18 protein-coding genes are annotated in these 21,796 nt (G+C 67.5%); 8 read left to right on the forward strand and 10 right to left on the reverse strand.

The features are described 5' to 3' along the window. Positions 1-16: 16 nt before the first annotated feature. Complete coding sequence (locus AB4850_RS14050; protein ID WP_414440414.1) at positions 17-946, reverse strand: LysR substrate-binding domain-containing protein; 930 nt, start codon at positions 944-946, stop codon at positions 17-19. 195 nt (positions 947-1,141) lie between these two features. On the opposite strand from AB4850_RS14050, the gene AB4850_RS14055 reads away from it, so the two are divergent. From AB4850_RS14055 to AB4850_RS14065, 3 genes are all read left to right on the forward strand, one after another. Beyond that, positions 1,142-2,353 carry a YbfB/YjiJ family MFS transporter gene (locus AB4850_RS14055; RefSeq protein ID WP_414440415.1) on the forward strand — a complete coding sequence of 404 codons (1,212 nt, stop codon included), beginning with the start codon at positions 1,142-1,144 and terminating at the stop codon, positions 2,351-2,353. Between the two features lie 52 nt (positions 2,354-2,405). After that, positions 2,406-3,713: an MFS transporter gene (locus AB4850_RS14060; protein ID WP_414440416.1), complete on the forward strand. Its 1,308-nt coding sequence runs from the start codon at positions 2,406-2,408 to the stop codon at positions 3,711-3,713. A 114-nt stretch (positions 3,714-3,827) separates the two neighbouring features. Further along, positions 3,828-4,052 carry a hypothetical protein gene (locus tag AB4850_RS14065; protein ID WP_414440417.1) on the forward strand — a complete coding sequence of 75 codons (225 nt, stop codon included), beginning with the start codon at positions 3,828-3,830 and terminating at the stop codon, positions 4,050-4,052. 157 nt (positions 4,053-4,209) lie between these two features. Here AB4850_RS14065 and AB4850_RS14070 read toward each other — a convergent pair whose 3' ends face one another. The 6 genes from AB4850_RS14070 to AB4850_RS14095 all read right to left on the reverse strand — a co-directional run bounded on the left by AB4850_RS14070 (position 4,210) and on the right by AB4850_RS14095 (position 12,420). Then, positions 4,210-8,055 carry a DUF748 domain-containing protein gene (locus tag AB4850_RS14070; RefSeq protein WP_414440418.1) on the reverse strand — a complete coding sequence of 1,282 codons (3,846 nt, stop codon included), beginning with the start codon at positions 8,053-8,055 and terminating at the stop codon, positions 4,210-4,212. A 387-nt stretch (positions 8,056-8,442) separates the two neighbouring features. Next, complete coding sequence (locus AB4850_RS14075) at positions 8,443-8,841, reverse strand: PIN domain-containing protein (protein WP_414440419.1); 399 nt, start codon at positions 8,839-8,841, stop codon at positions 8,443-8,445. After that, positions 8,838-9,083, reverse strand: coding sequence for an AbrB/MazE/SpoVT family DNA-binding domain-containing protein (locus tag AB4850_RS14080; protein WP_414440420.1), 246 nt, complete (start codon positions 9,081-9,083; stop codon positions 8,838-8,840). The genes AB4850_RS14075 and AB4850_RS14080 overlap by 4 nt, the downstream gene beginning before the upstream one ends. A gap of 95 nt (positions 9,084-9,178) precedes the next feature. Next, positions 9,179-10,111 (reverse strand): bifunctional Delta(1)-pyrroline-2-carboxylate/Delta(1)-piperideine-2-carboxylate reductase, encoded by a 933-nt coding sequence (gene lhpI / locus AB4850_RS14085; protein WP_414440421.1) that lies wholly within the window; start codon positions 10,109-10,111, stop codon positions 9,179-9,181. A gap of 58 nt (positions 10,112-10,169) precedes the next feature. Continuing rightward, complete coding sequence (locus tag AB4850_RS14090; RefSeq protein ID WP_414440422.1) at positions 10,170-11,411, reverse strand: NAD(P)/FAD-dependent oxidoreductase; 1,242 nt, start codon at positions 11,409-11,411, stop codon at positions 10,170-10,172. 103 nt (positions 11,412-11,514) lie between these two features. Further along, positions 11,515-12,420 carry a LysR family transcriptional regulator gene (locus tag AB4850_RS14095; RefSeq protein ID WP_414440423.1) on the reverse strand — a complete coding sequence of 302 codons (906 nt, stop codon included), beginning with the start codon at positions 12,418-12,420 and terminating at the stop codon, positions 11,515-11,517. Between the two features lie 160 nt (positions 12,421-12,580). Between AB4850_RS14095 and AB4850_RS14100 the strand changes: the two genes are divergently transcribed. Further along, on the forward strand, positions 12,581-13,627 hold the full coding sequence (locus AB4850_RS14100; RefSeq protein ID WP_414440424.1) for a DUF1338 domain-containing protein: 1,047 nt from the start codon (positions 12,581-12,583) through the stop codon (positions 13,625-13,627). Between the two features lie 27 nt (positions 13,628-13,654). On the opposite strand, the gene AB4850_RS14105 is transcribed toward AB4850_RS14100, so the two are convergent. Both AB4850_RS14105 and AB4850_RS14110 read right to left on the reverse strand, forming a co-directional pair. Further along, positions 13,655-14,308 (reverse strand): helix-turn-helix domain-containing protein, encoded by a 654-nt coding sequence (locus tag AB4850_RS14105; RefSeq protein ID WP_414440425.1) that lies wholly within the window; start codon positions 14,306-14,308, stop codon positions 13,655-13,657. Positions 14,309-14,351: 43 nt separating this feature from the next. Next, a complete protein-coding gene (locus tag AB4850_RS14110; protein ID WP_414440426.1) occupies positions 14,352-15,419 on the reverse strand; it encodes a hypothetical protein in 1,068 nt (355 codons plus the stop codon). Here AB4850_RS14110 and AB4850_RS14115 point away from each other — a divergent pair. The 4 genes from AB4850_RS14115 to AB4850_RS14130 all read left to right on the forward strand — a co-directional run bounded on the left by AB4850_RS14115 (position 15,418) and on the right by AB4850_RS14130 (position 20,768). After that, positions 15,418-16,569: a branched-chain amino acid ABC transporter substrate-binding protein gene (locus tag AB4850_RS14115; RefSeq protein WP_414440427.1), complete on the forward strand. Its 1,152-nt coding sequence runs from the start codon at positions 15,418-15,420 to the stop codon at positions 16,567-16,569. The two genes, AB4850_RS14110 and AB4850_RS14115, sit on opposite strands and share 2 nt — an antisense overlap. 146 nt (positions 16,570-16,715) lie before the next feature. Then, positions 16,716-18,215, forward strand: coding sequence for an aldehyde dehydrogenase family protein (locus tag AB4850_RS14120; RefSeq protein WP_414440428.1), 1,500 nt, complete (start codon positions 16,716-16,718; stop codon positions 18,213-18,215). Positions 18,216-18,361: 146 nt separating this feature from the next. Further along, the gene (locus AB4850_RS14125; RefSeq protein WP_414440429.1) at positions 18,362-19,534 is read left to right on the forward strand and encodes an NAD(P)/FAD-dependent oxidoreductase; all 1,173 of its coding nucleotides are present in this window, start codon (positions 18,362-18,364) and stop codon (positions 19,532-19,534) included. 31 nt (positions 19,535-19,565) lie between these two features. Further along, complete coding sequence (locus AB4850_RS14130) at positions 19,566-20,768, forward strand: PLP-dependent aminotransferase family protein (protein ID WP_414440430.1); 1,203 nt, start codon at positions 19,566-19,568, stop codon at positions 20,766-20,768. 46 nt (positions 20,769-20,814) lie between these two features. Here AB4850_RS14130 and AB4850_RS14135 read toward each other — a convergent pair whose 3' ends face one another. Then, a complete protein-coding gene (locus AB4850_RS14135) occupies positions 20,815-21,738 on the reverse strand; it encodes a DMT family transporter (protein ID WP_414440431.1) in 924 nt (307 codons plus the stop codon). Positions 21,739-21,796: the final 58 nt, after the last annotated feature.

Below are 21,796 nucleotides of genomic sequence, written 5' to 3' on the forward strand. Positions count from 1 at the left end.
CAGCCGCGCCGGGCGCCTAGGCGGCCGTGGTGTGCGGCTCGGCCGCGCGCCGCACCCGCCCCGGCGGCAGCGTCGATTGCCGGTAAATGCGCTTGGCCATCTCCAGGAACGCCGTCATCGCACTCGATACATAGGTATCCTCACGGCGCACGAACATGGTTTCGACGTGCGCCAGCTCGCGCGGCAAGCGGTGGAGCGCCACGTCGCCCGAGGTGGCCGCGTCGGCCACCACGCCCTTCGGCAGCAGCGTGATGCCCACGCCGGCCGACACGCAGTTGACGATCGCGTCGAGCGAGCCGAATTCGAGCGGCTTCGCCACCACCACGCCGATCCCGGTCAGGAACGCGTCGAGCCGCTGCCGGTACGAGCAGCCGGCCTGGAACACCACCGTCTTCAGGTCGCGCTGGCCGGCCAGCTCCTTCAGCGAACGGATCGCGGGGCTGGTGACGAGCACCAGCTCTTCCGCGAACACCGGCTCGACATACAGCGCCGGATGCTTGACCGGGCCGGCCACGAACGCGCCGTCGAGCCGGTAGTCGATCACGTCCTGCATGAGCCCTGCGGTGGTGCCCGAACTGACGACCAGCCGCACATCGGGCCAGGTGCGCGCGAATTCGGTCAGCAACGGCGACAGGCGCAGCGCCATGGTGGTTTCGAGCGTGCCGAGCGTGAGCGTGCCGGACGGCTCGCCGGTGTCGGTGGCCGCCGAGCGCGCCTCGGACACCAACTGCGCGATCTTGCCGACGAACGGCAGCATCCGCTGCGCGGCCGGCGTGACGGTCACGCCGCGCGCATGGCGCTGGAACAGCGTCACGCCGAGTTCGTCTTCCAGCGAGCGGATGCGCGCGGTGACGTTCGACTGCACGGTGTGCAGTTCGGCCGCCGCCTTGTTCATGCTGCCGTGACGGGCAACGGCTTCGAGAGTCTTGAGATCGGCCAGGTCCATGATCGATGACGGCCATGCCGCCGCAAAGGATGATCGACGCCACGATTGTAGCGACGCGCCCGGCGCGCCGGGAAACGAGAATTCAGCATAACAGCTATCTGAATTGAAGATAGCCCCTATCTCGACAATTCAGTTCTGTGGATCGGTGATGGCGCGTAACCTCCCGCTATCGAATCGAGTGAAGGAACCCGTGCCATGCAACGCGCCGCCGACTCCTCCGCTCACGCCACGCGCGCGGCGCGCGGCGTGAGCGTCGCCCGGGCCACCCTGTCCGGCTTCTGCGCCAGCCTGATCGGCATCGGGCTGGCGCGCTTCGCGTACACGCCGCTGCTGCCGGCGATCGTCGATGCGCACTGGTTCGCGCCCGCGCTCGCCGCCTATCTGGGCGCCGCCAACCTGGCCGGGTATCTGGCCGGCGCATTGGCGGGCCGCCAGGCCGCCGCGAAATTCGGCGTCACCGCCACGCTGCGCGCGATGATGCTGCTGGCGACGCTCGCGTTCGCGGCCTGCGCGTTTCCGGTGTCGTTCGGCTGGTTCTTCGCGTGGCGCTTCCTGGCCGGGGTGGCCGGCGGCGCGCTGATGGTGCTGGCCGCGCCCACCGTGCTCCAGCACGTGCCGGCGGCGCGGCGCGGGCTGGCGGGCGGTGTGATCTTCATGGGCGTGGGCGTCGGCGTGATCGCCTCGGGCACCGTGGTGCCGCTGCTGCTGCAACGCAGCCTGCAGGATGCGTGGCTCGGCCTCGGCGTGCTGTCGCTGGCGCTGACCGCGATCGGCTGGACCGGTTGGCCGCGCGACGCCGCGCCTCACGCCAGGCCGGTGCAGCATCGCCCGGTCAAGGCCACGCGCACGCTGCGCGCGCTCTACGCCGAATACGCGCTGAACGCGGCCGGCTGGGTGCCGCACATGATCTTCCTGGTCGATTACGTGACGCGCGGGCTCGGCCAAAGCCTGCAGGTGGGCGCGCAATACTGGGTGCTGTTCGGCATCGGCGCGACGCTCGGGCCGGTGCTGGCCGGCGCGCTCGCCGACCGGATCGGCTTCGGCAACGCGCTGCGGCTCGCCTTCGTGCTCGAAATCGGCGGCGTGGCAATCCCGGCGCTCGGCCTGGGCGCCGTGTGGCTGATGCTGTCGAGCGTGGTGGTGGGGGCGTTCGTGACCGGCACCGTGCCGCTGATGCTCGGCCGCCTGCACGAGCTGCTCGCCCATCATCCCACGCAGCAGGACCCGGCATGGCGCACCGCCACGGTCGGCTTCGCGCTGTGCCAGGCGCTGGCCGCCTACGGCTTGTCGTTCGTGTTCTCGCACAGCGGCGGCGACTTCCGCATGCTGTTCGTGATCGGCGCCGCGGCGATGATCCTGGCGCTGGCGATCGATATCGTCGCCGCCGCCACCGCGCGCCGCGACTGATTCGCCGCCTACCGTCATTCCATCGTCCGACCGGCCCTGGAGATCCGCCCCCATGTCCCGCCCCGCCGCCACGCCCGCACCTCGCCCCGAACCGACCGCCGCGCCCGCCGGCGCCGGCGCGGGCGGCTATGCCGAACGCAACGCGCGCTACTGGAAGCGCAATCTCGCCGTCTGCGTGTTCGGCTCGTTCACCACGCTGGTCAGCCTCAGCATGCTGCTGCCGTTCCTGCCGCTGTACGTCGAGCAGCTCGGCGTGGCGTCGCCGGCCGCCGTGGTGCAATGGTCGGGCGTGGCGTTCGGCGCAACCTTCTTCGGCACGGCGATCACCGCGCCGCTGTGGGGCCGGCTCGCCGACCGCTACGGCCGCAAACCGATGCTGATCCGCGCCGCGATCGGCATGGCGGTGGTGATGTCGCTGATCGGCGTGGCGCACAGCATCACGCAGCTCGTGGCGCTGCGGCTCGCGGCCGGGCTGATCGGCGGCTACGCATCGGCGTCGATCGTGATGGTCGGCACCCAGGCGCCGCGCGAGCGCGCCGGCTGGGCGCTCGGCGTGCTGTCCACCGGTGCGCTGGCCGGCAACCTGATCGGGCCGCTGGTGGGCGGCTTCCTGCCGGCGCTGGTCGGCATTCGCGGCACGTTCTTCGTGGGCGGCGCGGTGATCGCGGTGGCCGCCGCCGCGACGATCCTGCTGGTGCGCGAAAACTTCGACCGTGGCCGCGACGTGCGCCCCAAGGCATCGCGCGGAGCGAATGCGCCCGCCCAGACCGACACCGGCCGCCGCGCCGCGCTCGGCGTGCTGCTGCTGACGGCGATGATGGTGCTGCTGGCGAACATGTCGATCGAACCGATCATCACCGTGTATATCGGCCAGCTCGGCGTGCCGCACGGCGATCTGGCGCGTACCGCCGGCATCGTGATGGCCGCCTCGGCGTTCGGCAGCATGCTGACCGCGCCAAGGCTCGGCGGCCTGGCCGACCGGGTGGGCGGCTGGCCGGTCATCATCGGCTGCCTGCTCGTGACCGGCCTCGTGATGCTGCCGCAAGCGTTCGTCACGCACTGGTGGCAACTGGCGCTGTTGCGCGGCGCGATGGGCATGTCGCTGGCGGGGCTGCTGCCGTCGATCGCCAAGCTGGTGCGGCACGCCGTGGACGAGCATTCCTCAGGCAGCGTGCTCGGCTACCTGCAATCGGCGCAATTTTCGGGTCAGGTCGTCGGGCCGCTGCTCGGCGGCCAGATCGGCGCGCACGTGGGCCTGCACGCGGTGTTCTTCGTGACCAGTGCGCTGCTGGTGCTGTGCGCCGGGCTGAACGGCTGGGTCCTCGCGCGCGGCAAGGCGGCCGGCAAGCTGTTGCGCTGAGGCGCGCTGCGGCACGCATTCGCCCCCCTATGCCTCAGACAATTTTTTTCGGCTTGGCGAACGACTATTGACGTGCGATAACAGGGTTATCCCTGACTTCACCGGAGCCCGACGATGGCCACGCTAGAGGCGTTCCGCTCCGTGCTCGACGACACGCGCACGCCGGAAATCATCCGCAATCACATCATCGATTCGCTGCAATACACGCTGCGCAATCACGGCCAGATCTTCACCGCGAAGGAGATCGAATGGCTGAGTACCTGGGACGACCCGCGCATTCCGCTCGCCGCGCGCAAGGAACTCGCCAAGCGCGAGCCGGCCTCGGCCGACGCACATTGAACGGTGTGCGTGCGACGGTAGCGGCAGTTGCCGCCGCCGAGCCGCCGCAATAGACAACGCCCGCGCATGCGCGGGCGTTTTTCATGGCGAGCCGGTTTTTCTGCCGGCCCCATATCAACCGGCGGCCTGCCCGCGCTGGCGGCGCAGGCCGCCGTGCTTACTGCAGGCCGAAATCCACACGCGTGGTCGCGCCCTTGTCTTCGATGCCCTTCGCATCGAGCTTCGGCGCGACGATGAACATGCGGCCCGGATCGACCTTGCCGTCCAGATACTGCCGCACGGCCTGAGCGCGCTGCTGCGCGAGGGCGCGCAGGCCGGCGTCGTCGGCCGGCGCGTGCGCTTCGAGCGCCTGCTTCATGTCGGACTCGGGCAGCGTCTTCTGCATGCCGATCAGGTTGCGCGGCTTCTTGAAATCGGCCGCCTTGTAGGCTTCGGTCAGGTATTTGAGGTATTCGTCCGGCGCGACCTTGACGGTCATCGGATCGACGCTCTCGCCCTGCCCCACCACACCCTTCAGCTTCTGCTGACGCACCAACCGTTCGACATAGGCTTCGCGCAGGCCCGGCAGGTCGCGCGCGGGATCGACGCGGCCGGTCAGATCGAGCCGGACCGATTGCTTCTGGGCCAGCAGTTTGGAGATCGTGTCGAGCTTCTGCTTCGAGGCATCCGTCAGCGTGGCGAGGCCCGGCGCGAATTCGACGTAGCCGAGTTCCTCGCCGTTGCCGCCGAACGCGCTGGCCAGCAGCGAGAACGGCGAGGTGATGGCCTTCTTCAGCAGGTTCAGCACCGCATGCCAGATCAGCCCGCTCACGCTGAACTCGGGGCTCGACAGCGACCCCGACACCGGAATGTTCACATCGATCTCGCCGCGCGAATTCTTCAGCAGCGAAATCGCGAGCCGCACCGGCAAGCGCGTGGCCGTGTCGTTATCGATGTGATCGCCGAACGTCAGCTGATCGATGAAGACGTGGTTGTTGGCACTCAGTTGATCGTCGGCCAATTGGTAATGCAGATCGACGTTGAGCTTGCCCTTCGTGATCGGATAACCCGCGTACTTGGTCGAGTACGGCGTGAGGTTGGTCAGCTCGATGCCGTGCGCCGAGGCCGTCAGGTCCAGCGCCGGCTTCGCGATCAATGGATTCACCGTGCCCTTGATCGAGATCGGGCCGTTGCCTTCGAGGCCGGCTGCCACGTCCACCGGCGCGCTGTCGCGCGATTCGGTGCCGAACGCGCCCACCGTGCCTTGAATATCGACCAGATCCGCCGTGTAGTTCGGCTTGATGAAGTTGTCGGTGTAGGTGACTCGGCCGCCTTGCAGCACCAGCTCGCCGAAGCGCATTCGCACCGGCTGGCTCGGCGGCTCGGCCGCCTTGACCACGACCGGCACCGAGGCGGGCAGCGGCGCGCTGGCGGCGTTCGTTGCGGCGGCGGCAACCGCCGCCTTCGACGCAGCCCCCGACGCCGGCTGCGCGCTCGCCGCCGCCACGGCCGATGCCGTAACCGACGCCGCGCTCGCTGCCCCGGGCGACAGCGGCACCGGCTCCGCGCCGCTCGCGTCGCGAGTCAGCGATTGCGCCGGGCCGGTTTGCTTGGCCACCACGTCGCTGAGATTCAGGCGCCCCTGCGCATCGAGCAGCACGCGGCCGTAGAAGTTCGCGAACGTCACCCGCGCGGCATCGACATCCAAGCCCTGCGCGCTGTCGTAGTTCGCCTTCAGGTTCGACAGCCCCAGCAAGCGCCAGCCCGCGAACGGATCGGAGGTGGCCTTGTCGAGCATCCGCACGTCGACCAGCGCGACGTCGCCGCGATACGCCACTTTCGTCGCCGCCTTGTTTTGCGACACCGCCAGGTTGCCTTTCGCATTGAGCAGCGCGCTCGCGACCGTGGCATTCAGTACGCCGCCGAAATACGGCTCGAAGGCCGCCGCGTCGAGCCGGTTGCCGTCGATGCGCAGGTGCGCGTCGAGCGGTGTGGCCGTGATGTCGCCCGTGACCGCGAACGTGCCCTTGCGATTCAGCGTGGTGCGCAACGAGAGCGGCAACGGCTTCGACAGGTCGTCGGTGATCGGCCCGACCTTCGCCTGCAGCGGCGCAAGCGCCAGCTTGACCGGGCGCGGCGTGGACAGATCGGTAAAACCGGCCTTCGAATCGGTCAGGTTCAGTTCGCCGATGCGGTAATGCCACGGCTCGGAGGCGGTGGCATTACCGCCCCTGGCGTTCTCGGCCGGCCGTGCGGGCTTGGCGGGAGCGACCAGCGAGGCCAAGTCGATATCGCCATTCTTGAGCCGCGCCGCATCCACGGCGAGGCCGTTGACGTCGACGCTGGCGATCTGCGCATTGCGCGCGCCGACGTCGATGCGCTGCACGTTCACCGTCGCCTTCTGCAACGTCAGCACCGGGGCCTTCGCATACGGCGCGCCGACCTTCAGCGCGCTCAGCGTCAGCGTGCTCGGCCCGACATTCGCCGCGAACGGCGCCTTCGACCAATCGGCGAACGCATCGACCGACGCACCGAGCTTGCCGTCGATCAATTTGGCCGAGGTCGCGCCCGACAGATACGGCGCGAGCGCCGGCAGCGCCAGCGCGTCGAGCGTCAGATGGCCGCCCGCCTGCTGCTGGGCGAGGCTGAACGCACCGGCCGCGCTGAACGCGCCGCCCTGTGCCAGCGTGGTCGACACCCAGAACTTCGCCGGCTGCCGGCCCTGCAGCGTGAAACCGGACAACGTGGTCTTGAGGTTCGCCAGCGTGAGCGCGGCGGCGGGCGCGACCGACGCGTCGCTGACGTGGATCGTGCCGTCGTCGATCGCGAGGCGCGCCACCGTGAGATCGAGCGGCTGGGGTTTGGCCGCCTGTTTCGTCGCGGCGGCTGCGCTGGCCGCACCGGCCGACGCCGCCACCGGCTTGTCGGCCGCGCTGCCCGGCTGCGACGCCGCCAGCTTCTGCACGTTCAACACGCCCGCCGCATCACGCGACAACGTGACGACCGGCTTCACGAGACGAATTTCGCTGAAATGCAGCACGTTGCGCAGCGGTTCGAGCGACGCGGCGCCAAGATGCAGTTGCTGCGCGGCGAGCAACGGCCGGCCGGCAGGATCGGTCACGTTCGCATCGGCCAGGTCGACGGTGCCCGACACGCGCAGCGCGGGCGCATCGCCATCGATCGAGAAGCGCACGGCCAGATCGCTCGACAGCCGGCCCGACGTCACCTCCACCGGCAACTTCGCCGGCGCGTAGGACAGCAGCTTCGGCACATCGAGGCCATCGAACTTCAGGTTGATTTCCGACTCGCGCGACTGCGCGAACGGCTTGGTCTTGCCGTCGATCGCGATCGGGCTGCCATCGAGGCGCAGCTTCAGCGTGGGCTGCACGAAGATGTTCGTCTTGGACGGCAGCGTGGCGACGAACGGCACGCCGAGCGACCATTGATCGATCGTGTGGGTGGCGCCGAGCAGACGGTCGTCGAAATCGATGCGCCCGTTCGTCACCTGGATATTCGACACCGAGAAACGCGCCGGCCCCGACGACGACGGCGTGGAGGAGGGCTTCGAGAATTTGTCGACGATATCGCTGAAATTGAAGCGCTGCGCGTCGTAGCGAACGATATGGAAGCGCGGGGAATCGATGCGCACTTCGTCGACGATCGGCGCGCCGCGCAGCAGCGACGACCACGCCGCGCGCACGGTGAGCTTGCCGATATCGACGAACGCGCCCTGGCCGCTGCGCTCGCCGAGGTGCACGCCGTCGGCCTCGAGCCGCAGCGTGTAGGGGTTCAGCGAGATGCGCGCGATGCTGGCCGGGCGGTCGAGCTGGCGGCTCAGTTGCTGTTCGGCGAGATGTCGGATCAGCGGCGGCGCGGCGAAGAAGCCGAGCAGGCCGAACACTGCCAGGAACACGACGATGCCGATCGCCACGCGCTTCGTGCGACGCGAGCGGGCCGCGCCGCCGAGCCGCTGCGCGACGGAGGGACGGGATGCTTCAGGCGGGTTTTTCTGAATGCTGGACATGCTGAGTACCGTTGTGACGACAGCAGAATGCCATCTGCAAAATCGGGACGGAAGCCCGGCTTCCGGAAGTATAGGCGGTCGGCGGGGCGCGGCGGTGTCGAGGGGGTGGGGGAGGTGGAGGGAGATCAAGCGGGTGGAGTTCGGCTCGCACGTGCCCAAAATGACTGACTGCCCCTCGATTAGCCGAATGCGTTGGATTGGAATTTTCCAGGGTCCGGCAGTCGGCTCATGGAGCACGCATGCTGCGTGCTTCGCGTTGAAACCTTGCCGTGCTCCTTGCCGACTTGAACCGGCGCACACGCCGGGTTCCGGGAATCCTGGCAAGTTGCCTCGCCCTCGATTTGTCCGGAGAGGCGGGTATTGCCGCCGATCGGCTCACGCCACGATTCACTTGATCAACCGCATCCCCGCGACCTTCGAGGCCGTCACGTCAAACGTAGCCGTGTACTCACACGCCGCAACATGCCCCGACCGCTCGATCAGGCAGTCCGCGAAATCCGCCTTCTGCGACGCGACGAAAACGCGAAGTGCCTTTCGCACCGTGTCCGCACCTTCGACCACCAGTTCTTTGGTGGCGATCATCGAGTCGATGATATTTTTCATCTGTTCGCGCTCGACGCCGTAGCAACGCCCCAGGACCCACACGACCTCGACCAGCGCGATTTGCGAAATGTACCCCGGCCGCTCGGCCGACAGCGACTCCATCAGCATGGTCGCCTTCTTCGACTGCGCGGCATCGTCTTGGGCGAAGTAGCGGACCAGCACGTTCGTATCCAGTCCGATCATCGCGCAGATGCTCCCTGCTGCGCGACGGCCATGTTCATGTCCTCGATCGACACCGGTTTTGCGGGCTTCTTCACGATACCCTTGAGCGACGCCAGCGATTGCGTGACGGGATAGACCTCATACCGGCCGGTCGCCTCGTTGAAGCTGAATTCGATCCGGTCGCCGGACTCCAGACCAAGCTGATTGCGCACGTCCACCGGGATCGTGACCTGGCCCTTTGAAGTCATCGTTGCTGTTGTCATGGCGACACCTCCTTTACTCCTTACTTTATGGTAAGGAATTTGGAAAAGCAAGCGTGTCCCAAGCGCGCCGCACCACTAAAAACACCCATGTTGACTCACGTCACTCGCCGAGCCCCTCGCGCCACCCGCCCCGCCGCCAAATCCCACGCCCCGCTCCCCACAGTCTTGAACACCACCGCCCCGCCCTGCTCCACACCGTCGCGCACCGCCGCGCCGATCGTGCACACCTGCGACCCATCCACCCCGGCCTGAATCAGGTCACCGGCCTCGGCCTGCGCCGCCTTCCGGTCGTCGACGAACACGCGGCTTGCGCGAATCGTCTGCGCCCCGATCTCCGCCGCATCGGGCGTGAACGCGCCCACGCCGATCACGAGCCGGTTCTCCCTGGCAGCCTCGGTATACACAGGCACTTTGCTGGTCGTCGCCATGACGACCGTATCGACCTCGTCCGGTATCGCGCCACCGCCCGCCGCCGCGCCAGCCAACCCCGCCACGATCACGCCCTGCTGCGCGAGCCGCGCGCAAAACGCCGCCTCCGTTTCCGCACTGCGCCCCCGCACCCAAAGCCGCGCCGCCGGATACAGGTTGCCCATCGCCAGTGCGTGCGCGCGCGCCTGCTGCCCGGTGCCGACGATCAGCATCGCCTTTGGCTGCGACGCATGCAGCACGCGCACGCCGAGCATCGACAACGCCGCCGTGCGGCGCGCGGTGACGGTCGGCCCATCGAGGATGAACTCGGGGCGGCCCGTCTCGCCGTCGCACACGGTCACGGTGCCGAAGATCGTCGGCAGGCCGCGCTGCGCGTTGCCGGGCGCGACGCTCACCAGCTTGTGGATCGCCACGTCGCGCGCGCTCGCCGGCATCGACAGCAGCACGCCCTCGGCGCCGAGCGGCACGCCGACGCGCACGGGCGAATGAATCTCGCCGGCCTCGTGCTGCACGCTGGCTTCGGCCAGCGCATCCACGAGCGTCTTGAAATCGAGCAGCGCCGCCGTTGCCGCGGCGTCGAACACGGGAATCGAACTCATCGAGGTTGCCTTGATCGCGTGGAAGAAGAAGAACGGCTCGCGCCAGCGATGACCGCCATCAGAAACGGCCGGCGCGGAACGGCGTCAGATCGACGGCAGGCGTTTCGCCGGCCATCCGCTGCGCGATCAGCTCGCCGGTCAGCGGGCCGAGCGTCAGGCCCAGATGCTGGTGCCCGGTGGCGACGAACACGTTCCGCACCACCGGCAATGCGTCGATCATCGGCAGATAATCGGGCAGCGTCGGGCGGTCGCCGAACCAGCGCGTCGCGATCTCGGGCCGCGGCTCGGACGGGAACAGCGCGCCGAACTGCCTCGCGAGCATCTCCGCGCGGCGCCAGTCCGGCGCCTCGGGCGGCCCAAGCTCGACGGTGCCGGCCAGCCGGATGCCGTCCTGCATCGGATTGCATGTAAAACCGCGCTCGACGAAGCTGACCGGCACCGAAATCGCCGCCCCCGACGGCTGCGCAAGCTGGACGTGATAACCGCGCTCTCGCGTGAGCGGAATCCGGAAGCCGAGCGTTTGCGTCAGCGCCGCGCTGCTTGCGCCCGCCGCAATCAGCAGCTTGCCGAACTGCCGCGTGTCGCCGCCGATGCGTACGCTGACGCGGCCATCGCCCAACGGTCGAATCTCACTGACAGGCGCCTGCACGAACCGCGCGCCGGCGGCGATGGCGGCATCGACAATCCGCACCACGGCCAGCCTCGGATTCGTGATCGACGCCATGCCGGGGAAATACCGCGCGTGGCTGATCCGCTCGGTCAGCGTCGGCAGGTAGTCGCGGCGAACCTGCGCCGCGTCGAGGTTGCGATAGGCCACGCCATGGTGATCGAGCAGGCGCAGATGCCGGCGCTCCTGCCCGGCGTCGGCCGGCCTCTCGAACACGTAGAGCGAGCCGATGTCGCGATACAGGTCGTTCAGGATCGGCTGCGCGAGCAAGCGCCGCCAGGCGGCGGCGGCCATCGTCACGACGCTGGCCAGCGATTCGGTATTGCGTCGGAAATTCGCCGGCAGCGATTGCCGGGCGAACGCGGCCATCCACGGCGCCATCCTCGGCATGCCGCGCTTGTGCAGCTTCAGCGGGCTGTCGGCCTGCAACAGCATACGCGGCATGCCCGCGAGCGTGTCGGGGCTCGCCAACGGCGCGACATGATCGACGGCGATGATGCCGGCATTGCCGAACGAACACCCGCGCCCCGGCTCGCCGGTGTCCGCGAGGTGAACGCGAAAGCCCCTTGCCGTCAGGTTCAGCGCGGCGTTCGCGCCGATGATCCCTGCGCCCACCACCAGAATGTCTTCCATGGCCTGCCGCGACGAGTCATAACGATTCGCCCGATACTAGCCCAACAATTTCCGATAGGAAACAAAATCTCCGATCGGGACATTCCGAATCTCGCAGGCCCGCTCAGCCGCTCACGGCGTTGTACGCGCCGGCCTGCTCCAGCAGCCAGCCCCGGAACGTCTCCAGCGGCCGGCCGTGGCTCAACTCGGTCGGATAGACGAGGTAGTAGGAAAACTGCACGGGGAACGTTGCATCGAACGGAATCACCACGCCGAGCTGCTCCAGCTTGCCTTCGACGAAAAACTTCGGCACCAGCGCCACGCCGAGCCCGGCCGCCGCGCCCGCGATCAGCATGGTGTGCAACTCGTAGCGCACGCCCTGCATCGTCAAGGGATTCTTGATATCGAAGTTCTCGAACCAGCGCGGCCACGCATCGGGGCGCGTGGTGGAATGCAGCAGCGGGTAGTTCAGCAACTCGTGCGGCTTCCTGACGGGCTTGCTCAACAGCGCGGGCGAGCACACCGGCACCACTTCCTCGCCGAACAGGTAATCGGACGTGGTGCCCGGCCAGCTCGGCTTGCCGTAATGGATCGCCGCCTCGAAGTGGGTTTCCTCGAACGGAAACATCTCGGTGCGCACGCCCATGTTGACCCGCACGTCGGGCGCGCGATCGTTGAAATCCTTCATGCGCGGAATCAGCCATTGCGACGCGAAGGTGGGCAGCACGGCCAGTTCGAGATACCCGCCGCCGCTGCCGTGCGCGATGATCGACAGCGTGTCGCGGTCGAGCGTCTCCAGCGAACGACGCACCTGCGTGGCGTACAGCCGCCCGGCCCGCGTCAGCACCACGCGCTGCTTCGAGCGCACGAACAGGCGCACGCCGATCTGCGATTCGAGCGTGGCCACCTGGCGCGAGATGGCGCTTTCCGTCAGGAACAGCTCCTTCGCCGCATAGGTGAAGCTCTCATGCCGCGCCGCCGCTTCGAAGGCCATCAACGCGCTGAGGTTGGGGATCTTGAATTTGCGCATGGTTGTTCATAAAAGTCATCAACTGGCAATTTAATCTCGCTTTACGAGGCATGCAAGCGCCTCAATAATGCTGATCACGCAAGATTCGGCCTGCATCGGCGGGCCGCCCCTTCCCCTCGATTCCCTCGCCGCAAGGCGGAACGGCACTGTGAGATACGCGATGCGCAATGCGAATGTAGAGCGGCTTCTGGCCCGGCTGCTCGGCCAGGACAAGACCGACGCCCTGTTTTCCACCCTCAACGCCCCGGCGCTGCTGGCCGATTGGGAAGACGGCACGGTCACGCGCGCGGAGCTGGCGCAGGCCATGAACATGGCGCTGTTCGAGGATCTGCTGCAGCGCTCGGAAAACGGCCGCATCTACACGCGCGAAACGATCGCCAACGGCGGCTCGGTGTTCTTCGATCACGGCGCGCTGCGCACGGTGCGCTGGGCGCAAAACGGCGCGCTGCCGCCGGGCGAGGCGGCGTTCACGCGCATCCTGCGCCCGCTCGGCTTCAAGCTGAACGGCCGCTACCCGCTCGACAAGCTCAAGATGACGGGCCGCGCCTACGCGCACGAAGATGCACCGGACGAAATCGCGCAGTTCTTCGTCAGCGAATTGCACCCGGAGCGCTTCTCGGCCGAATTCCAGCAGGCGGTCACCCGCATCGTCAGTACCTCGAAAGATCCGCTGACGCCGCTCGCGGTGTCGCAACTGTCGGAACTGGAGCGCGACGGCGCGCTGCCGATCGAGGCGGCCGAAGCGCTGCTGCCGGTGATCGTCGGCGCATTCGCACGCCACCACGACGTGCCGTCCGAATCGGACTACGAAACGATCCTGCTCGAATCGGCCGAAATGGCCTGGATCTCGACCGAAGGCAACGCCTTCAATCACGCGACCGACCGCGTGGCCGACGTGTTCCGGCTGTCCGACGACGAAAAAGCCAAGGGCCGGCCGATGAAGCCCGAAGTGGAGCGTTCGCGCTCGGGCCGCGTGTTCCAGACGGCCTACCGCGCCGACACCGTGGAGCGCCCGTTTCGTGCCGCCAACGGCGAGCTGGTCACGCGCAAGGTGCCGGGTTCGTTCTACGAATTCATCACGCGCAAACGCAGCTTCGAGCGCGAGACGCGCCGCTGGGAAACGGACCTGCGCTTCGATGCGGGCAACGCCACCGGCATCTTCAAGATGACGGCGAACGCTGCGCAGGAAGCGGCCGGCGGGAGGTAAGGAAAGAAGGTGCGCGGCCGGCGCCGCTCAGGCGCGCGGCTTGCCGCGCGAGGCCGGCGATTTGACTTCCGCGCTGTACGGCGCGGTGTCGCCGCCTTCGTTGATGAGCCACAGCACTTCGGCGTCCTGCTTGCTGGTGGACACGGCGGCGTGGCCGGTGCGGCTGTCGAAATAGATGCTGTCGCCCGCTTCGAGCACGGTCGGCGAATACAGTTCGGAATACAGACAAACCTGCCCGCTCAACACGAACAGGAATTCCTCGCCTTCATGCCGTCCCCACTCGGCGAACGCGTCGAGCGAGTGCGCCGTGATGCGGATCCGGAACGGATACATCGACTTCTGCGCCAGTTCGGTGGCCAGCAACTCCATCTCGTAGCAACCGGCCGAATGCGGCTGGCCCTCGCCCTTGCGCGTGACCGCGCGACGGCCGCTCGCGCGCGGCTTCGGCGTCGAGCCGAACAGTTCGCCGAGATCGATTTGCAAGCCGTGGACGATCTTCTGCAACACGTCGAAGGTGGGCGACATCGCGCCGTTCTCGATCTTCGACAACGTGGAGCGCGACACGCCGCACACGCGGCTGGCGGCTTCGAGCGTGTAGTCGAGATGCTGGCGGGCGGCCTTGACGCGCTTGCCCAGTGCGGAGGACGCGCTCTCTACGGGCTTCAGGGCAGGGGTGTCCATGCGGGGAAACGAAGATAGGTGGAATTCGGGGCTGTTTCCAATACTACCATTGCGCCGGCGCCGTCTTGCCTGACCGAGCCCGCCCCGTTTCCCATCCGAAACAGCGGCCCGTGAACGCGCGGCTCGTCGCGATCGCCGACAGGCTGGCCTGGTACTGCGCATCGAACATCGCGTCGAGCCGACGCCGGCTCGACGGCATGCGCGGGTCCGTCGCCAGGACCACCGAGATATCGTGCGCCAGCGTTTGCAGCAGCAGGCGCAGCATTCGGCAGCGCCGCAACGTCGAGGCGAAGCTGTAAGCCTCGCGAAACAGGCGCATGCGCACGACGCGGCTTGCCACGCCAAGCTCGCGCGATACCTCGCTCAAGGCCCACGCGTGGCCGGGCCACAGAAACATCTGCTGCGCGAGCGTCCTGCCGAACGGAATGCAGGACCCGTTGCGGGATGCGCTGTCCGCTGCCGCGAACGCCTCGCGCATTACGCCCCAATCGGGGCCACCGAGCAGCGCGCCGGCCGGGCAGGATTCCAGAGTTAATGTGCCAGACGCACAACCGTCCTCGCCCGGCGTCAACGAAACCGTGAACAGCGTCTCGGCCGGAATGCGCCAGCCCGGCCCGTGCGCGCGCTTCGCGAGTACCGCTTCGGCCTCCACTGCGTGCACCCCGGCGTGCTGCGCCCAGTCGATCGGGAACGGGCAGCGCAGGTGATGCAGGCGCAGCGGTCTCGCTAGCGAAAAGCTCAATTTCATGGGGTCGGGCGGCGGATTGAGTGCGCGCGGCGCAGCGAAGAACGAACCGGCGAAGCAGCGGAATCGTACCGGAGATCGGTGCGCGAAAACATTGATTCGAACGCCGAGGCTGCTCGCACGGCAGGCCCCGCATGCGGGTATGTCCCGAACCCGCAAAATCGCGGCGAACGTGCCCCGCTCAGGCCCGATATACCAGGGTTGATGATCAAACCGCATCATGTATCGAATAGATATCGTTTGATCGCACGGTTTTGGTTTTGGAGAATCCCCCCAAACTTCTTCGCCGGGGAACGGGCTGGCGCAGCGGAAAGCCCGGGAGCGGCGCTCCCGATCATCGACTCTCAGCATCAGGAACGCTTCCATGCCCTTCTGTTTTTGCACTCGTCGCCGCGCGCTCGCCATTGCCCTGTCCGGTCTGTTCGTCACGGCCGCGGCCCAGGCGCAGGAAGCCGTCATCAAGATCGGCGTGGCGGCGCCGCTCACCGGCGGTGCGGCGGCGTACGGCAAGGACATCGAGAACGGCGTGCGGCTCGCGGTGGACGAGGCCAACGCCCGCCACCCGCAGGTCGCCGGCAAGCCCGTGAAATACGTGGTGGCCCCGCAGGACGACCAGGGCGACCCGCGCATCGGCGTGCAGGCCGCGCAGCAACTGGTGGACGACAACGTGGCGGTGGTCATCGGCCACTTCAATTCCGGCACGACGCTGCCGGCCTCGCGCGTCTACGCCAAGGCCGGCATTCCGATGATCACGCCGGCCGCCACCAATCCCGCCATCACGCAGAGCGGCCTGAACTCGGTGTATCGCGTGATCGCCACCGACACGCAGAACGCCGGAAACGCCGGCCACTACGCGGCCACGGTCACCCAGGCCAAACGCATCGCGATCATCGACGACCGCACCGCGTTCGGTCAGGGCGAAGCCGACGAGTTCGAGAAGGCCGTGAAGGCCGCGGGCGGCACGATCGTCGCGCGCGATTTCACCAACGACAAGGCCGTGGATTTCAGCGCGCAACTGACCAAGATGAAGGGCGCGAACGCCGACCTGGTGTTCTTCGGCGGGCTCGACACGCAGGCCGCGATGCTCGTCAAGCGCATGCGCCAGCTCGGCATGAAGGCGCAGTTCCTGGCCGGCGGCGGCGTGATGGACGCGAACTTCCTGAAGATCGCCGGCGACGCCGCCGAAGGCGCGGCCGTGTGGGAATACGGCCAGCCGCTCGCCACGCGCCCGAAAGGCAAGGCGTTCGAAGCAAAGTTCAGGCAGAAATTCGGCATGGACATGCTGGCCTACGCGCCGTTCGCCTACGACGCCACCTACATCGCGATCGCGTCGATCGAGAAGGCGAACTCGGCCAAGCCGGCCGACCTGAACGCCGCGCTGAAATCGACCGATTTCAACGGCATCACCGGCACCATCGGCTTCACCGCCAGCGGCGACCTCAAGAACCCCAGCTCGACGCTCTATCAGGTCAAGAACGGCGCCTGGACGCCCGTGACCACCCGAGCGGCGAACTGATGCACGGCACCTGCATTTTTTGTTACCGATGCGAAGCAATCGGGTGCGCGAAGCCGCGTTTTATGGCGCGTTGTCGCGCCCGGAACGCGCGTGTATAGTTTCCAAGCTTACTCATTTCTCCTATCGGAAACACAAGGATTGATACCGTGACGCCTTCGACCATTCTTTCCAAGCTGGACATTGCCCATCTCGCGGAAGCGGGCGACATCGCCGTGCATTCGCCGATCAACGGCGAACTCGTCGGCCGCGTCGCGAGCCAATCGGTGGCCGACGTGGACGCCGCGCTCGCCAAGGCGCACGAAGCGTTCAAGGCCTGGCGTGAGGTGCCGGCCCCGCGCCGCGGCGAACTGGTGCGCATCCTCGGCAACAAGCTGCGCGAGCAGAAACAGGCGCTCGGCAGCATCATCACGCTCGAAACCGGCAAGATCCTGCAGGAAGGCCTGGGCGAAGTGCAGGAAATGATCGATATCTGCGATTTCGCGGTGGGCCTGTCGCGCCAGCTCTACGGCCTGACCATCTCCTCGGAGCGCCCGGGCCACCGCATGGCGGAAACCTGGCACCCGATCGGTGTCTGCACGGTCATCTCGGCGTTCAACTTCCCGGCCGCCGTGTGGTCGTGGAACGCCGCGCTCGCGCTGGTGTGCGGCAACGCAGTGCTCTGGAAGCCGTCGGAAAAGGCGCCGCTGACCGCGCTGGCCGTCGACCGCATCCTGCAGGACGCGCTCAAGGAATTCGGCGACGCGCCGGCCGGCCTCACCGCCGTCATCAACGGCGGCCGCGACGTCGGCGCGAAGCTGGTGTCCGACCCGCGTTCGAGCATCGTCAGCGCCACCGGCAGCACCGAAATGGGCCGCGCGGTGGGCGTGGAAGTGGCGCGCCGCTTCGGCCGCTCGATCCTCGAACTGGGCGGCAACAACGCCGGCATCGTCACCGGCACGGCCGATCTCGAACTCGCGCTGCGCGGCATCGTGTTCTCGGCGGTCGGCACCGCCGGCCAGCGCTGCACCTCGCTGCGCCGCCTGTTCGTGCACGAAAGCGTGTACGACACGGCGGTCGAGCGTCTCAAGACGTTCTACGGCAAGGTCGTGATCGGCAATCCGCTCGAACAGGGCGTGCTGATGGGGCCGCTGATCGACGAAGCCTCGTTCGATCGCATGCAGGCTGCGCTCGAAAAGGCCAAGGGCCAGGGCGGCAAGGTGTTCGGCGGCGAGCGTCACACGGTGGCCGGCAACGAGAAGGGCTTCTACGTGCGCCCGGCGATCGTCGAAATGCCGTCGCAAACCGATGTGGTGCTGACCGAAACCTTCGCGCCGATCCTCTACGTGCTGAAGTACAGCACGTTCAACGATGCAATCGACGCGAACAACGCCGCGCACCACGGCCTGTCGTCGTGCGTGTTCACCACCGACCTGCGCGAAAGCGAGCGCTTCCTGTCCGATTCGGGCAGCGACTGCGGCATCGCCAACGTCAACATCGGCCCGAGCGGCGCGGAAATCGGCGGTGCGTTCGGCGGCGAGAAGGAAACCGGCGGCGGCCGCGAATCGGGTTCGGACGCGTGGAAGGGCTACATGCGCCGCGCGACCAACACGGTCAACTATTCATCGGCGCTGCCGCTCGCGCAAGGCATCGACTTCAACCTCGACTAAACAACCGCGCCGGGTCGGCAGCCCGGCGGGAGGGGGACGCCGCACGCCCCCTCCAACCCCATCCGCTCCATCGCCATTCAGCATTTTCATCGATCGATCCGGATGCAATCATCAGTCATCCTGAATTCTCCAATGTGGAGCCAGACGTGAGTTCTCAAGTCGTTATCGTTGGCGGCGGCGTGATCGGCAGTTCCATCGCGTATTTCCTGCGTGCGTCGGACCCGACGGTGTCCGTCACCGTGATCGAACGCGACCCGAGCTACGCGCGCTCGTCGTCGGCGCTGTCGGCCGCGTCGATCCGGCAGCAGTTCTCCACGCCGCTGTCGATCCAGATGTCGCTGTACGGCATCGCGTTCCTGCGCGAGATCGGCGGCTTGCTCGAAGTGGACGGCCACCGCCCGCAGATCGAACTGCACGAAGGCGGCTACCTGTTCCTCGCCACGCCGGCCGGCGAAGCCATCCTGCGCGAGAACCACGCGCTCCAGCAAAGCCTCGGCGCGGACATCGACCTGATGCACGCCGACGCGCTGAAGGCCAAATTCCCCTGGCTCAACGTCGACGATCTCGCCGCCGGCGCGTACGGCCGCAGCGGCGAAGGCTGGTTCGACGGCTACGGGCTGGTGCAAGCGCTGCGCAAGAAGGCGCAGGCGCTCGGCGCTCGCTACGTGGCCACCGACGTGACGGGCCTCGTGCTCGACGGCCGCAAGGTCACGCACGTGGTGGACGCCAAGGGCGAACGCTACGCGTGCGACACGCTGGTCAACGCGGCCGGCGCCTGGGCCCGCAAGATCGCCACCCTGATGGGCATCGAGATTCCCGTGCATGCGCGCCGCCGCAGCATCTTCAACGTGTCGTCGCCGGCGCGCCTGGCGCACAGCCCGCTGCTGATCGACCCGACCGGCGTGTACTTCCGCCCCGAGGGCAACACCTACATCACCGGCACCTCGCCGTCGCCCGACAACGATCCGGACGACCTGCCGCTCGACGAAGTCGATCACGCGCTGTTCGACGACGTGATCTGGCCGACGCTCGCGCATCGCGTGCCGGAATTCGAAGCGCTACGCGTGGAGAACTGCTGGTCCGGCTACTACGAATACAACGTGTTCGACCACAACGCGATCATCGGTTACCACCCCGACATCGACAACTGCGTGTTCGCCAACGGCTACAGCGGGCACGGCCTTCAGCAAGGGCCGGCCACCGGGCGCGGCGTCAGCGAGCTGATCCTGTCGGGCCGCTACGGCTCGCTCGACCTGTCGTCGCTCAGTTGGGCGCGCGTGCTCGAAAACCGCCCGATCGTGGAGCGCAACGTCGTCTAGCCTTCCCCACCCGCCTTCCTGATCGACCGACATGTACGCATTCACCGCGCCGTTCCAACACCCTACGGGCTCGCCGATCCGGGAGCTGTTCAAATACCTGAGCGTGCCCGGCATGATTTCCTTCGCGGGCGGCTACCCGGCCAGCGACCTGTTCGACGTGGAGGGGCTCGGAGAGGCGTCGGCGCGCGCGTTTCGCACGCCGGTGCGCTGCCTGCAATACGGCCCGACCGACGGCCTGCCCGAGCTGAAGCAGCAGTTGCTCAAGCTGATGGCACAGCGCGGCGCGCCCTGCGCGCCCGAGGAATTGCTCGTCACCACCGGCTCCCAACAGGGCCTCGACCTGCTGCTGCGCGTGCTGGTCAGCCCCGGCGACGTGGTGCTCACCGAGCAGCCGGCCTATCCGGCCACGCTGCAGGCGCTGCGCTTGCAGCAGGCGAAAATCGTGACCGTGCCGGTGGACGGTGACGGCCTCGACGTGGCTGCGCTGGCCGCCCTGCTCGATTCGGGCGCGGTAGCGGCGCCGCGCCTGCTCTATACGGTGCCGACCTTCGCCAACCCGACCGGCGCCACGCTGTCGCGCGCGCGTCGCATCGCACTCCTGAAGCTTGCCGCGCAACACCGCTTCGTGATCGTCGAGGACGACCCCTACGGCGACCTGCGTTTTTCGGGCGAGGCGTTGCCGTCGATGCTTGCGCTCAGTGCCGAGGTGCCCGGCTCGCGCGACTGGATCGTGCATTTCGCGAGCCTTTCGAAGATCGTCGCGCCGGGCTTGCGGGTGGGCTGGAGCGTCGCGCCGGCCGAGATCACGCGCCGCTGCGTGGTGGCCAAGCAGACGGTGGACCTGTGCAGCGCGCCGTGGCCGCAGGCCACCGCCGCCGAATATCTAGCCGACGGCGCGCTCGATCGCCACCTGCCGCGCATCACGGCCGCGTATCGGCGCAAGAGCGAGGCGCTGTGCGGCGCGTTGCGTGCGCAGCTCGGCGAGGCCGTGGCGTTCCACGAGCCGCAGGGCGGCATGTTCGTGTGGGCACGCATGGCCGACGTGGCCGCCGATACGCTGCTGGCCCGCGCGATCGAGAACAAGGTGCTTTTCGTGCCGGGCAAGGCGTTCTATGCGGATCAGGTCGATCCGCATGCGCTGCGCTTCTCGTTCGCAGCCCCAGGGATGGAGGAGATTCAGGAAGGAGCGGGCCGGCTCAGGCGGGCGTATGAGGAAGCGCGTTTGGCCGGTTGAGCTTTGCAAGCCGAAAGCGACCGCGATCGGCACGTGCCTCGTCGTTCTATCGCACTTGTGCGCGATGCCCCGCAGCGCCGTTTTGCGCCGCCGCGCGCGGCTTGCCGCGCTGAAGCAGATAGACCCCCGCGAAGATCCCCACCATCGCCGCCAGATCGAGCACCTGCGCCGTCTCATGCCCGATCGACACGCCCAGCACCAGCGCCACGACTGGCGGGATGTAGGTCACGCCCGACGCGGCCACTGCACCGAGCCGCCCGACGATGAAGTAGTACAGGATGTAGGCCACGCCCGTGCCGGTCAGCCCAAGGCCCAGCACCAGCCCGAGCGCGGCGCGCGTGTCGTGAGTGACGGCCGAGATGCCGTGGAAATCGGTCACGCCGCTCAGTACCGCCAGCGCGAAGCCGATCTGCCAGGTCGACAGCGCCAGCGGCGACAGGTCGAGGCCCGACAAATACCGGCGCGCATAAACGAACGAACAACCCACGCTGAACGAGCCGGCCACCATATACGCCACGCCGGCCAGGTTCACGCCCGCACCGTGCGCCCGCCACGGCTGCGCAATCATCAGGACCCCTGCGAAACCGCAGGCGATGCCGATCAACATCCGCGCCGTGGGGCGTTCCTGCCGCAGCAACGCCCACGCGGCGATGAACGCGAACACCGGAATCGCCCCGCTCAACATGCCGGCCACGCTCGAAGGCAACAGCGCCGCACCCTTCGCGAACGCATAGTAGTAGATCACCGTGGCCAGCAGCGACATCACGAGGAAATGATGCGCGTGGCGCAGGTGTCGCCATTTCAGATCGCCCCGGATCAGTGCCGCGACCAGGATCGGCAGGAATCCGAACAATGTGCGGAGGAACACGATCTGCATGGTGGAGATATCCACGCTCGCCCACTTCATGAACAGGAAGTTGGTGCCCCAGATGAGGCCGAGCGCGACGAAGGCGAGATAAGCGGGATTCATGGCGGCGGGTTCGAAGGATTGTCGTGCTCCGGATTGTCGGGATTGCGCCGATGCGGTA

This window comes from Burkholderia sp. 22PA0106 (assembly GCF_047497155.1).
Taxonomy (GTDB): domain Bacteria; phylum Pseudomonadota; class Gammaproteobacteria; order Burkholderiales; family Burkholderiaceae; genus Burkholderia.

Bases quoted from the DNA above. Each gene is read 5' to 3' on its own strand.
- AB4850_RS14050 (WP_414440414.1), bottom strand. From the start codon at position 946: ATGGACCTGGCCGATCTCAAGACTCTCGAAGCCGTTGCCCGTCACGGC.
- AB4850_RS14135 (WP_414440431.1), bottom strand. From the start codon at position 21,738: ATGAATCCCGCTTATCTCGCCTTCGTCGCGCTCGGCCTCATCTGGGGC.
- AB4850_RS14130 (WP_414440430.1), top strand. From the start codon at position 19,566: ATGTACGCATTCACCGCGCCGTTCCAACACCCTACGGGCTCGCCGATC.
- AB4850_RS14055 (WP_414440415.1), top strand. From the start codon at position 1,142: ATGCAACGCGCCGCCGACTCCTCCGCTCACGCCACGCGCGCGGCGCGC.
- AB4850_RS14100 (WP_414440424.1), top strand. From the start codon at position 12,581: ATGCGCAATGCGAATGTAGAGCGGCTTCTGGCCCGGCTGCTCGGCCAG.
- AB4850_RS14115 (WP_414440427.1), top strand. From the start codon at position 15,418: ATGCCCTTCTGTTTTTGCACTCGTCGCCGCGCGCTCGCCATTGCCCTG.
- AB4850_RS14070 (WP_414440418.1), bottom strand. From the start codon at position 8,055: ATGTCCAGCATTCAGAAAAACCCGCCTGAAGCATCCCGTCCCTCCGTC.
- lhpI (WP_414440421.1), bottom strand. From the start codon at position 10,111: ATGAGTTCGATTCCCGTGTTCGACGCCGCGGCAACGGCGGCGCTGCTC.
- AB4850_RS14110 (WP_414440426.1), bottom strand. From the start codon at position 15,419: ATGGAAGCGTTCCTGATGCTGAGAGTCGATGATCGGGAGCGCCGCTCC.
- AB4850_RS14075 (WP_414440419.1), bottom strand. From the start codon at position 8,841: ATGATCGGACTGGATACGAACGTGCTGGTCCGCTACTTCGCCCAAGAC.
- AB4850_RS14060 (WP_414440416.1), top strand. From the start codon at position 2,406: ATGTCCCGCCCCGCCGCCACGCCCGCACCTCGCCCCGAACCGACCGCC.
- AB4850_RS14105 (WP_414440425.1), bottom strand. From the start codon at position 14,308: ATGGACACCCCTGCCCTGAAGCCCGTAGAGAGCGCGTCCTCCGCACTG.
- AB4850_RS14095 (WP_414440423.1), bottom strand. From the start codon at position 12,420: ATGCGCAAATTCAAGATCCCCAACCTCAGCGCGTTGATGGCCTTCGAA.
- AB4850_RS14065 (WP_414440417.1), top strand. From the start codon at position 3,828: ATGGCCACGCTAGAGGCGTTCCGCTCCGTGCTCGACGACACGCGCACG.
- AB4850_RS14090 (WP_414440422.1), bottom strand. From the start codon at position 11,411: ATGGAAGACATTCTGGTGGTGGGCGCAGGGATCATCGGCGCGAACGCC.
- AB4850_RS14080 (WP_414440420.1), bottom strand. From the start codon at position 9,083: ATGACAACAGCAACGATGACTTCAAAGGGCCAGGTCACGATCCCGGTG.